At 42.8% G+C, this 12,217-nt stretch carries 12 protein-coding genes and 1 tRNA gene; 8 read left to right on the top strand and 5 right to left on the bottom strand.

The features are described 5' to 3' along the window. The first annotated feature begins 132 nt into the window (after positions 1-132). Complete coding sequence (locus tag QXR92_05040; GenBank protein MEM0319364.1) at positions 133-1,371, top strand: hypothetical protein; 1,239 nt, start codon at positions 133-135, stop codon at positions 1,369-1,371. 108 nt (positions 1,372-1,479) lie between these two features. After that, positions 1,480-2,322: a M55 family metallopeptidase gene (locus QXR92_05035; protein ID MEM0319363.1), complete on the top strand. Its 843-nt coding sequence runs from the start codon at positions 1,480-1,482 to the stop codon at positions 2,320-2,322. Positions 2,323-2,444: 122 nt separating this feature from the next. Here QXR92_05035 and QXR92_05030 read toward each other — a convergent pair whose 3' ends face one another. From QXR92_05030 to QXR92_05020, 3 genes are all read right to left on the bottom strand, one after another. Then, on the bottom strand, positions 2,445-2,828 hold the full coding sequence (locus tag QXR92_05030) for a metalloregulator ArsR/SmtB family transcription factor (GenBank protein ID MEM0319362.1): 384 nt from the start codon (positions 2,826-2,828) through the stop codon (positions 2,445-2,447). Between the two features lie 267 nt (positions 2,829-3,095). After that, complete coding sequence (locus QXR92_05025) at positions 3,096-3,443, bottom strand: hypothetical protein (GenBank protein MEM0319361.1); 348 nt, start codon at positions 3,441-3,443, stop codon at positions 3,096-3,098. Positions 3,444-3,592: 149 nt separating this feature from the next. Continuing rightward, positions 3,593-3,668 (bottom strand) — tRNA-Arg (locus QXR92_05020). A gap of 117 nt (positions 3,669-3,785) precedes the next feature. Here QXR92_05020 and QXR92_05015 point away from each other — a divergent pair. Beyond that, positions 3,786-4,043, top strand: a complete 258-nt coding sequence (locus tag QXR92_05015; GenBank protein MEM0319360.1) for a LysR family transcriptional regulator — start codon at positions 3,786-3,788, stop codon at positions 4,041-4,043. Here the strand turns inward: QXR92_05015 and QXR92_05010 are convergent, their stop codons facing one another. Continuing rightward, on the bottom strand, positions 4,044-5,018 hold the full coding sequence (locus QXR92_05010; protein MEM0319359.1) for a DHHA1 domain-containing protein: 975 nt from the start codon (positions 5,016-5,018) through the stop codon (positions 4,044-4,046). 98 nt (positions 5,019-5,116) lie between these two features. On the opposite strand from QXR92_05010, the gene QXR92_05005 reads away from it, so the two are divergent. Together QXR92_05005 and ileS are read left to right on the top strand one after the other, a co-directional pair. Next, the gene (locus QXR92_05005) at positions 5,117-5,968 is read left to right on the top strand and encodes an inositol monophosphatase family protein (GenBank protein ID MEM0319358.1); all 852 of its coding nucleotides are present in this window, start codon (positions 5,117-5,119) and stop codon (positions 5,966-5,968) included. Then, the gene (gene ileS / locus QXR92_05000; GenBank protein ID MEM0319357.1) at positions 5,965-8,922 is read left to right on the top strand and encodes an isoleucine--tRNA ligase; all 2,958 of its coding nucleotides are present in this window, start codon (positions 5,965-5,967) and stop codon (positions 8,920-8,922) included. Before QXR92_05005 ends, ileS begins: the two co-directional genes overlap by 4 nt. A 67-nt stretch (positions 8,923-8,989) precedes the next feature. On the opposite strand, the gene QXR92_04995 is transcribed toward ileS, so the two are convergent. Next, a complete protein-coding gene (locus QXR92_04995; GenBank protein ID MEM0319356.1) occupies positions 8,990-9,826 on the bottom strand; it encodes a carbon-nitrogen hydrolase family protein in 837 nt (278 codons plus the stop codon). Between the two features lie 146 nt (positions 9,827-9,972). Here QXR92_04995 and QXR92_04990 point away from each other — a divergent pair, with 146 nt between their 5' ends. From QXR92_04990 to QXR92_04980, 3 genes are all read left to right on the top strand, one after another. Next, positions 9,973-10,575 (top strand): hypothetical protein, encoded by a 603-nt coding sequence (locus QXR92_04990; GenBank protein MEM0319355.1) that lies wholly within the window; start codon positions 9,973-9,975, stop codon positions 10,573-10,575. 120 nt (positions 10,576-10,695) lie between these two features. After that, positions 10,696-11,526: a basic amino acid ABC transporter substrate-binding protein gene (locus QXR92_04985; GenBank protein ID MEM0319354.1), complete on the top strand. Its 831-nt coding sequence runs from the start codon at positions 10,696-10,698 to the stop codon at positions 11,524-11,526. A gap of 13 nt (positions 11,527-11,539) precedes the next feature. After that, complete coding sequence (locus QXR92_04980; GenBank protein MEM0319353.1) at positions 11,540-12,217, top strand: amino acid ABC transporter permease; 678 nt, start codon at positions 11,540-11,542, stop codon at positions 12,215-12,217.

Below are 12,217 nucleotides of genomic sequence, written 5' to 3'. Positions count from 1 at the left end.
AAAAGAATAATTTTAATTCAAATGAATTTTGCTAGAATAGATCAAAATCCCAAATTTTCTTGGGAATTTGAGAGATTGTTCGTTCTCCAACAATAAAAATTTTTTAGTTTCTAAATAGTAACGGTGAGATATGTGAATTATTTAAAAATTGTTTCTATAGTATTGATAGTAATTATTACTACTTCAAATATTCTATGGGAAATCGGTTACTCAGCTCTTCAGAAAACTAATGATGCTCTTGCAAAAACCAACCACGAACTCTCGATTGAGAATGCATATCTGAATACTACTTTGCTCATAATAAATGCAAGCTATCGTACTCTACAAGATCAGTATGCACAGCTCTCAGATAAATACTCCAATCTGTCAAAGAGTTATTCAGATCTTTCGAATTCCTATGCCCAGCTCTATTCTGAGTACAACTCAACGATCAAGAGCTTCATGGATCTTCAAGCGCAATATGCCGCACTTAATGATAGATATTCTCAGCTTCAGAATAACTACACTGCACTTAGCATCAAGTACAGCAACTTGAATGCGGACTACGGCAACCTATCAGCAAGGTTTCAGCAGATAACTGCACTGTATAATAGTCTCCAAGAGAACTATACCAACCTCAATAACAGCATGAACTACTTGCTATCTCTATATATCAGTTTGAACGAAAGTGCCTCGGATCTTATAAACTATCTATATTCGCTGGAGACGATTCCCGATGCATTCTCGAGAACCCTCAATTGGGATGAGGTCTCGGCTATAGGGAAGTATGTTTATAATGCAGGTGTATCAAAATACGATATTTGGGGTTCAATACAGAATATATATAACTATATTGTGAATAACGTTGCATATGTCTATGATATAGATATGCCCTTTCCTATTCCTTTCTTTATGAACTTCGGCAACTACTCCTTCTTGACTTCAATATTCTACTTACCACTTCAAAACTATGTTCAGACTCCTCTCTTTACTATTGAATATGGTCAGGGGGATTGCGATGATCAGGCGGTATTAGCTTATGCCATGATTAAATATTATATGTTAAATGTGTATGGAAAAGATTACCTTTTGTATTTTGCGGACATAGAAATGGGGGATGGAAGCAGACATGCTGCCATTTTCTTGCCAGTTCAGGGAGGAGAATTAACTATAATAGATTCGGCAGGCAGATATCTGACAAGAGACGCTTACGGTCATATAACCTCAAATATGGCATATAGTGAGCTGCAGAGATATTCGTTGTATTGGGGGGATTATGGGGGAATAAAGAGCATAACGCTGTATAGTATCAATGTCAGAGATGGAAGCTACCGGGAAGTAGTTTCAGGGTCTATATCGGATATAGCTTCCTACTTAGCTTCAATATCTTGATGTTTAATGCTTTAGATAAAAAATTCTTAAGAATAATAGCCATTTTTTTAAAAAATGGAAGGATATATTAATATTCTTATTTTTTCAAAAAAAATAAGGTGCACTGTCTTGAGAGCTTTTGTCTCGGTGGATCTTGAGGGGATGCCGTTTATAGCATCTGGCGAACATCTTTTTGTGAAAGGCGCTCTCTACAACGAAGCTAGGAGAATAGCTACGAGAGTGACACTAGCTGTTGTTGAAGAGCTTCACGAAGGAGGCTTTGAAGAGGTTATTGTAGCGGACAGCCATGGACCAATGATAAATCTTGATGTGGAGAGTTTACCAGAATATGTTACATTGATTCGAGGGTTTCCTAGACCGCTTAGCATGATTACGGGCATAGAAGGCTCAAAGATTGCTGTTTTTCTGGGATATCATTCTAAAGCTGGGACTGCTCGCTCCAGCTTCGACCATACCTACAGTAGTGCTTCAATCGATAGCATTGAAATCAACGGCATGCCGGTCAGTGAATTTTTGCTGAACGCATATGTGGCAGGACATTTCAACGTTCCCGTGATGCTCGTGGCTGGAGACAGAGTTCTTATTGAAGAGGATGTTTCAAAGAGCGCTCCTTGGGCTGAGAGAGTAGTGCTGAAGGAGTCATTCTCCAGATTTGCATCAGCAAGCAAGAGTCTGAAGAAGGTTGAGAGGGAAATAAGAGAAGCAGCAAGAAGGGCTATCGAAAAATATAGAAGAGGGGAGGGAAGACCACTGCAGGCTGAAAGTCCACTCGACATGAAAGTGAGATTCCTAGGAACAGAGATGGGCGATGTAGCGGAGCTAATTCCCATGGTTGAGAGGATTGATGGGAAAACGGTAAAATACAAAGCTAAGGATGCAGTTGAGGCATACAAATTGATTGAGCTCCTAACATTAGCTGTTCCTAGGCTATATCCATATACATATTTGTAGTTTTTTTATACTTGCTAAAGCTTCTTTTAAAAATGCTAAAAGGAAATGAAGAAAAGAGCTGGTAGTTGAGATTTTCTCCCTTGAATATTGAAGCAGCTTTTCTTGAACGACAATGCGCTTACTTATCTGTTTTCTAATATTTTTTCGATGGCTTTTACCAGTTCCTTCCCCTGATCCGTAAGGCTGTATATGCTGAAGCGCCTACTGCGCTCTACTTTAACGAGCCCAAGCTCAAGGAGCTTATTCATGTGATGCGAAACTAGAGTTCTATCAGTCTTCAACAAAAATGCTATTATGCATACTGGCAGCGGAGATTGGCGGAGAAGATAGAGAATCTTCAGTCTTAAAGGCTCGGAGATTGTTGATAAGATTTTTGAGATTGTATTCAGATTTTCAGTGGGCAGATCTACAGCTTTATCGAGATCTGGCACTGGAGGCTCTTCCTTGCACATTCCTGCTTCCTGAATTTTTCTGATTAAGTCCCTCAGTAAATACTGCTCAGGCATTTCCAAGCAACCATGCTTGAAGAATATTTATGCTAAAGCCATATCTATTTTTTACTCTCCATGATAGCTTATGGCTGAGGTAGGGCATATCCTTTGACAACCTCTGCACATTTCTATACAGTTGTCTGGAGAAGCAACTTTTGGCTTGTTGTCTTCCCCAACATTATATACAGCGTGTGGACAAAAATTAACGCATGTTAAGCATCCAGTGCATCTCTCATAGTCTATAATCGGATACCAATCTTTGGTCATGGAGAATCAACCTTTTTATTGCTCCAGTGCTTTCTCAATAGATTGTAGAGCTTCCTCTGTTGTCATGTTCCTTATCTCGACAGGAATGAACAGAGACTCGTCGAAGTTCAGCTCCTTGAATACCCATCCAAACATCTTCTTCTGCATTTCTGGGGCGCAGCCTGCTACCACAAGTTTTGAGATGTTTCTTCCTGCCAAGAGGACTCTCCAGAGATTGTCTCCATCTGAAGCGCATAGCTGTGGATGAATAAGGGCAAAATCTACTTTTTTCTCTCTCCTAAGCTTATTTATTAGTTCAAAAACATTCAGTTTTGAAAATGAGGGGCATGTACCCTGGCAGACGCATACTACAAGCCCTTTCATGTGAATCACTATTCACATGAATATTTATTCAAATTAATATTTTTTGCGATTTACAAAATTAGCGTATTATTTAGAAATAGTCAGAAGCTCCAGAGAACTTCTGAAATTTTTATGTACAGTTGAATATAGCTAAATGCATCCTGAAAATGCGGGCCCGCCGGGATTTGAACCCGGGATCTCCGGCTCCGCAGGCCGGTGCCTTAATCCTGGCTAGGCCACGGGCCCAGCATATTTATAGTTTAATTGAGAAGCTTTAAAATGTGCAGGTGATGGAAAATTTCCAGCCGAGAAACAGAAATTTTCACTGTAAGGACAGAAATACTGATAGTTTCCAACGGAATTGTGATTGGGGGAAGAGGTCTTGCTGAACTACTGAGGGCTGTGGAGGAAAGTGGAAGCTTGAGAAGAGCTTCAGCAAAAATTGGAATGAACTATAAAAGAGCATGGCTGAAGCTGAGAACTGCTGAAGCAAAAGCTATGGTACAGCTTGTAGAGAGGAGGAGGGGGAGGGGAGGATATAAGCTAAGCAAAGAGGGAAAAGAATTCTTGAGAGTATACACTGAAGCGGAAAGAAAGCTGAGGGGCTGTGGCATTCTCTGATCAGCGCTGAATGCATGAGGATATTCTTTTCACGGCAAGCCTCTCCAGCATTGTCCTATATAATGGAGGGGCGAGAATTTTGAGAATTTTCATGAATATGGAGATGTCAAGCATTGCTCCGCTGGCCATCCGATGTCCTCCCCCTCCCAAGCATCTAGCGATGGTGTTGACATCATATTCTCTTGATCTGAGCGAAAGTGCTCCGTCTTCCCTTACCACAGCAGCAATTTCTGTTTCTAGCCTGGACATTAGGAGGGATGCTAGAAGGCTTGAGTTTGGAGGTCCCTTGGGCTTTACTGCTACTGAGGCCTTAATTTTTCCAAGGTCATAGATCTTTGCCCTCTTAAGCCCTCTCTCATACCCCTTGAGCTCGAGATCTATGTACTCTACTACTGACTCGTTTAGATCATCGCTCCATATTATTCCTCTGCTGAAGAGTTCCAGCATCTCTCTCTTCATTGATTTCTCCCTCTTTCCAAATGCTCTGTAGTAGAGGGGAGATAAGGGATCGCTCCAGAGCCAGAGATCAGCTGCGCAAACAGCGTTCACCAACAACCACATTCCATCCCCTTCTTCCAGTCCTCCAAATGCGTGCCTGGCTACACTTCCAGCAGCGCATGTATCCCTGTCTATGTAGAGAGAAACTCCTGTTGCTGCAATGCTAGATATTTCGCTCTCATTCCAGACATGATGATCGAACCACTCCATCTTTGCCCTTCCCTTGAGCTTCCTTAGGGTACCTACAACCGTTTCTATGGTTGAAGCATTCAGTCCAAGATCCATTATGGCAATTCTCAGTTCCTCAGAATTTGAAGGTAATGCAGAAGTAAGAGCTGAACCAAGACTGCTGGGCTCAACAAAGTTAACTGATATCTCGGCATTCGGAGAAATCTTTTTGAGAAGGTGTAGATATATCCCTGCCGATGCAATCCCATCTAGGTCTCCGTGGGTGTATATGATGACTTTTTCCTTCAAAACGCTATCCTCCTGCTGGAAGCACCTCGGATTTGTGCATTGAAAAGATAAATATCCTCAGCAATTTAAAGAATATTCCGCTGTCCTGGAGCACTGGGGTGGTCAACTCGAAGCTCGATGATGAGCACTTGAGGAAAGTTTCCCTGAGCATTTCAAGAGAGGCTGCTGAGCTCCTCAGAGAGCTTAGCGAGAAGGGCAGAGCTAAAGAGAGAGTTGAAGGAAGAGGAGAAGCTATAGCTGCCGATATAATCTCTGAGGAGCACATATTGAGCAGGCTAAGGGAAGAGGGGTTCAGTGGAAGAGTGATAGCTGAGGAGAGTGGGATCACGGATATGGGGGAAGATGATCTAGTGGTCATCATAGATCCGCTTGATGGCTCTAAGAATTATGCTAGATCAATAAGATGGTGCAGCGTTAGCATAGCGTTTGCTGACAGAAGCAAGAATGATATGAGCAGCTTTATAGCAGGCTCCGTCTATCCAGTCTTCTGGGATGAACCAATAAGCTTCTCAATTTCCAAGGGAGTCTTCATCGGTGATAAAAGGGTTACCAAGGAGGATGTTCTCAGCTCATTGGAGAAGAGAGAAAACGAGAGGTACTTTGCTATATATATGGATGAAGAGGGAGCAATAGAAGAAGTTTCTAAAGTCTATAGAATTTTCTCATCCATTGGGAACAAGCTCTCCTTGAGAAGCTTGGGGAGTGCTGCACTTGAGCTAGCATATGTATCTATTGGGAGAATAGATGCGTTTGTTGATGCTAGATCTAGGCTGAGAATTGTGGATGCGGCAGCAGGAGCTGGAATGGTAATTGCTCAGGGTGGCAGCGTTCTTGACCTGAATGGAAATTCACCCAGGATAAATTTCGATGGAATGTATAAATTCAGGAATCTTGTCTCATTTCTCGATGAAAGGTTTAAAAAGTTGTTCTTTGGGAGGGGGGCAAGTTGAGCTGGAAGCTTCCTTCGAACTATAACCATGAGGAAATAGAAAAGGCTGTATTAGAATACTGGAGTAGGGAAGGAATCAGGAAAAAAGTTCTAGATGCTGCATGGAATCAGAGAAAGGACAAACCAATTTTTGCATTTCTCGAGGGTCCACCAACCACAAATGGCTTCATGCATGCAGGACATGCAAGGGGAAGGATTTACAAAGATGCGATGATTAGATTGCACATATTATTGGGGCACAGGGTATGGGCCCAAGGTGGGTGGGATACACAGGGACTGCCGGTTGAAATTGAAGTTGAGAAGAAATTTGGAGTTAAGAGCAAGAGGGAAATTGAGGAAAAGATAGGAGTTGCTAGGTTTATTGAAGAGTGCAAAAGAAGCGTGGACTTCTACATAGAGGAGTGGGTTAAAGATAACGAGAGACTTGGAATTTGGATGGATTATGAGAACGCTTATCAGACGAGGCATCCTAGGTATTTGGAGACTGTCTGGATGTTCCTCAAGAAAGCTAAGGAGGCAGGGCTTCTCTACAGAGACTTCAGAGTTGTGCCCAGATGTCCGAGATGTGGAACAGCGCTGAGCAACCACGAGCTCAGTCTTGGAAGTGAGATTGTAAAGGATCCCAGTTTATATTTCAAGGTAAAAGCTGAGGATGGTGAATACTACTTTTTAGCATGGACAACAACTCCGTGGACTATAATAGCTAATAGAGCTCTTGCTGTCAATCCGGAAGCAGATTATGTTATGGTTGAAATTAAGGGAGAGAAGTACATCCTTGCCGAGCAGCTTTTACCTTCGCTTCTATCCAAGCTGAAAGAATCTTCTGCTAGAGTTATCAATAGGTACAAGGGAAGAGATCTGGTTGGAAAAAGATACAGGCACCCGCTTGCAGAAGAGGTTCCGGCCAATGCTACTTGTTCTCCTCCCAACTGCACTGTTGTAGCTGCTGACTACGTTGTCCTCACTGAAGGAACTGGAATAGTGCACACTGCTCCATCGCACGGTCCAGAGGACTTTGAGACTGGAGCTAAGTACAACCTTCAAGTATGGACGCCGCTGAGAGATAATGGTGTGTTTGGAGAGGACTCGGGAATATTCTCGGGCCTATGGTTCAAAGAGGCTAACAGAAAAGTTGTTGAGGTTCTGCAGAAAAAGGGATTGGTGCTTCTTCTTGAGGAGGTCGAGCATGAGTATCCCCACTGCTGGAGGTGTGGAACACCGCTCATCTACTATCCAAGTGCTCAGTGGTTTTTCAAAACTACAGCAATTGTCGAGAGGATGAGGAAAGAGCTCAGCGATACACTGTTCAAACCAAGCTGGGGCTTCAGTAGAATGGATTCGTGGGTATCCTCCAGTAGAGACTGGTGCATTTCTAGGGAAAGATATTGGGGTACACCATTGCCAATATGGAGATGTGAGAAATGTGGTCACACAGAGGTCTTCGGCTCCATAAAAGAGCTGGAGGAGGCATCGCATAGGAAGCTGGAGGATCCTCACAAGCCTACAATAGATGAGATTGTTTTGAGATGCCCAAAGTGCAATGGCGAGATGAGAAGAGAGCCGTTTGTGGCAGATGTATGGGCTGATAGTGGGGTAGCTCATACTGCGGCTCTTAGGCAGCTTGGCCTTGAGGAAATGCACGAAAAGATATATCCATATTCGTTTGCATTGGAACCGCCAGAGCAGGTGAGGGGGTGGTTCTATACACTCCTCATAACGAGCACTGTTCTCCACAATAGGACCCCATATAGAAGGCTTGGAATGCATGGTTTAATCCTCGATAGTCAAGGGCAGAAGATGAGCAAAAGCAAAGGAAATGTTGTAATGGCGAGGGATTCTATCAGGAAGCATGGAGCAGACCAGCTGAGGCTATTTATGTGCTATAGGAACTCCCCATGGCAGGATATAAGGTATGTTGATAGGGAAATTTCTGAGATAGGGAGCAAGCTAAGAATAATTTACAATGTGTTCAAATTCCTAGTTTCATATGCTCAGCTAGACAAGTGGACTCCCCAGAAGGTCAGCGAAGATTTAAAGGCTGCTACTCTGACTGACAAGTGGATATTGACGAAGCTGTCTGAAGTAATAAGAACTGTCGTGGAAAGTGCGGAGGATTTTGATCTTCATTTAGCTTCAAAGAGCCTTTATGATTTTCTCGTGGAAGATGTGAGCCACAGATATGTTGTAGCCATTAGAAGGAGAGTGTGGACGGAGGAAGATGTTCCGGAGAAGCGCGCAGCCTATGCTACTCTATATACTACTCTCAGACTCGCTCTTCCCCTGATGGCAGTATTTACTCCATATCATGCCGAATACCTCTATCAAGCGCTGGCTGAGAGCCTGGGAGGCGAAAAGAAAGAGAGCATAATGCTTGAGACAGTAGAGGACGTTTCGGAGGAACTCAAAGATGTGAGGGCAAGAGTGCTGATAGACGCGGCTTTCAAAGCAGTTGACTCGATATTAGCATATAGAGCCAGCAAGGGGATGAGGAGGAGGATGCCAATTAAAAGAGCGGCCATATTGCTCATTGAGAAAGTCAGCGAGAATGAGGCAAAAGAGCTCTCGGAGCTCATCTCGAGCATGGCCAACGTGACAAAGGTTGAAGTTCTAGAGAAGAAGCCGGAAAAGTTTGTCTCCGAGCTCAGTATTGGAGAGGATGCTGGAAATGTATATGTACTTGAGGAAGCTGACGAGGAAACTCTGTTGCTTGGATATGCGAAGGAAATAGTAAGGAGGATACAGCTAATGAGAAAGGATGCGAAGCTGAATTATGATGATTTCATAAAAGTTGAGATATCGACGGCTTCTGAGCTTCTGAGAAAAGCAATTAATGAACATGGAAAGTTCATCATGAATGAGACGAGAGCTGTCGAGCTAAAGCTGGGAGATGCCAGAGGTGGAAGAGAGTTCGAGATAGATGAGGAGAAAGTTGCGATTCAAATAGTGAAGATATAGGTTCAAGGAGAAAATGCTTTGAAGAGAGCTGATAAGGCAAGCTTGACTGAGGATTTGAGCTAAAATCCTATGCTTTTTGCTCCGTTTCGTCTATCATTTCATTCAATAGCATAGCTTCATATTTGCTTTTCCATCCAATTTCCTCTATATCTCTGAGGTAGGGCCACCTCGACCTCTGCTTCTCTATTAAATCAGGGCTAATTTTTACCTTGATTGCCTGCTCGAGGGCTCCCATATCAGCAATTATTTCTCCCCTTGGTCCAGCAACAACGCTTCCGCCCTTAAGAGGTCTGCCATCTGGATATGTGGATTCTGTTAGCATAACAGTGGCCCAGAAGACTGTATTTTCCGCTGCTCTCACCGAAGCTAAGCTTCTCCACAGCTGAGCTCTGTTTGCTGGAATGCTGGCAGGATTGAGTATGATTTCTGCTCCATTTATTGATAGATATCTTGGTATTTCTGGATAGATAGCATCTACGCAGATTATCGAGGAAATCCTTGCGAAACCCAGATCTAATACTCTGAGCGTCCTTCCCCTCTTTATTTTCTCCCTCTCCTTCATAGGGTGGCTTGGGAAAATCTTTTCGGATATGAGCTCCCTCCTATCTCCTGGAGAAATCAGATAGCTTCTGCTGAATGTCCCTCTCTCAGTTTTGATGTAAAATGCGCCTGGGACTATATGTATGCCTAAATCTGTGGAGAGAAGATGAAGGGGTGTTAGGGCAGCATCGAGGCGGTCTTCCTCTATTGCAATTGGACCAAACCACATTTCCGGAAGAACTGCTATAGCATTTGTTTCAACTCTTGCTTCCCCCAGCTTCTTCACTACTTTTTTTAGGTTCTCATCTAAACCCAGCTTAGTCCTTCCATGTTGATACAGAATAAGTTCGAACTCTCTCGCCAAACCAGACACCGGCAAAAAAATAAATTTCTAAGGTATCTATTAAAAGTTCCAACAATACTTCCGATAATTTAGAGAATTAGGATTAAGCATTTTAAGCTGAAGGGAAAAAATAAAATTGTTATTTTTCGGAGGAAAAGTGTAAATTGTTGAGAAAGTTCAACGAGCTAAGTTACATAAGAAAACTGCTTGCCAGCATGGGCGTTGATGAAATAGCTAGGAGAATGTTTGTTACAAACAGCTTTGACAGCATGATAGCTATTATAGGTATTGTTCTGGGAAACTACATATTTGGGATCTCCAATCCCCATTCGTATCTGGGCTCTGCTCTAGGAGGTTCAATGACTATGGGGATCTTCTCCTCTTTCTTTGGGGTCTATGTAACTGAAAAGGCTGAGAGATTGAGAGAACTCAGGGAGATTGAGGAGCAGCTGCTTATTGAAATAAGGAACTCTCTTTACAGTGAGGTGGTGAGATTTGCCCCGATATATGTTGCACTATGGAGCATGTTTGGGAGTATTCTCTTCACGTTTATATCTCTGATTCCTTTCTTCATAGCAGTGAAGGGCGCGATAAGCATTGCGGAAGCTGTGGGATCTTCTGTTATCATGCTTAACACGATGATAGGCTTCTTGGGGGCATATATGGGAAAAATAAGCGGAGAAGGGGGGATAGCTGGATCTCTGAAGTTCCTCGCCCTCTCTCTATCAGCAACAGCTATTCTCTCGGCAATATCGCTGCTCACTCCATAGCCAGGTTTTCCTGAAGATGTTTCGCATAGAATGATAAAATAAAAATTTGTCATGGGTAGCACGCAGAGTTTATTAATTGTGCTTTGGGTCATGTTTCAAACTAGCATTTGGGAGATAGATATGAAGAATATAATATTGGTAATAGCTGTTGTAGCCATTGTCATAATAGCAGGGATAGCTTACTATGGAGCTGCACATCAAGGAGTATCGACGCAAACTCAAACTTCACAGACAACCAGTACTACTATAGGAACTACAACCACTGCATCCAGCTCGCTACCTGTCCTAAAAGTTGGGACATCTCCCGACTTTCCACCGTTCGAATACATTGACGATAAGGGTAACATAGTAGGCTTTGACATCGATCTCGTGAATATACTTGCTAACATGACTGGATACAAGGTTCAGATAGTTCCAATGTCTTTTGATAGCTTGATACTTGCTTTGCAAAATAAGCAGATAGATGTCATAGCTGCAGGTCTCACCATAAGGCCAGATAGGGAGAAGGTTGTTTCCTTCACTATACCGTACTGGAATGCAAGCATGTCAATTGTGGTCAGGAACGGAAGCAGCTTCATGCCTAAGTCATTGGACGATCTGGTTGGAAAGACTGTTGGAGCCGAGTCATCAACTACTGGAGAGTTAATAGTAAAGCAATATATGAACGAAACTGGAAAGGTGATAAACTTGAAATCATATGAGAACTTCATCTTGATAGTTCAAGATCTTGTCAATGGAAAGCTGGATGCTGCTATGATCGATACTCCTGTTGCTCAATCGTTTACAAAGCAATATCCAGTAGTAATTTCAGCCACAATAGACACTGGGCAAAGGTTCGCCCTTGCTGTTAACAAGGACGACACGCAGCTGCTTAATCAGCTGAATTCAGCACTCAAGCAGCTTTTGGGTTCACCACAATGGGATCAGCTAGTAGCGAAGTACTTCGGGTGAGGTGCTACATAGCTTGGCATCATTCCAAACTTTTTTTCCATATATACACATAATATTGGATGCCCTTACCACTACTTTTTCCCTCTCAATTTTAGGTTTCATTCTTGGCTTCATAATAGGAACTTTTTTCCTCTTCATTAGAACTTTTTCCACTCAGCTTATAGCTAGGATTGTGGATGGAATTGTTGATGTATTGAGGGGGATCCCTCTCCTAGTCATGCTATTTCTCATATTCTATGGTTTTCCTTCCTTGGGAATTAGAATTCCAAATTTCATTGCTGCTGTGCTGGGGATGGGGCTTTTGTCTGGGGCCTATCAATCCCAAATTTTCAGATCTCTTCTTCATTCGGTAAGCACTTCTCAATACGAAAGCTCTCTGGCCATCGGTCTAAGCAGGTGGGGAAGCTTCAGATACATAATTTTTCCCCAAGTTCTCAGGCTCTCCATACCTGCTCTAATAAATGAATATACAATATTGCTGAAAGACACATCCGTGGCCTACGCCATAGGAGTCACGGAGATGTTCACACAATCTGTTCATGTTGCTCAAGTTATACTCAGCTTCACATATCCGCTTTTATTTGTCTCAGCCGTCTACCTGGCTATATGCTTCTCCCTTTCGTCTCTGGCCAATTATCTCTATAGAAAGCTCTCCTATGGATATAGCATCCGTGAATACATAGGTGGTTGA

The sequence above is a fragment of the Fervidicoccaceae archaeon genome (assembly GCA_038734945.1).
Taxonomy (GTDB): domain Archaea; phylum Thermoproteota; class Thermoprotei_A; order Sulfolobales; family Fervidicoccaceae; genus ARK-14.
The sequence above is the reverse complement of the archived record's forward strand: the minus strand, read 5'-3'. Positions and strand labels throughout refer to the sequence as shown.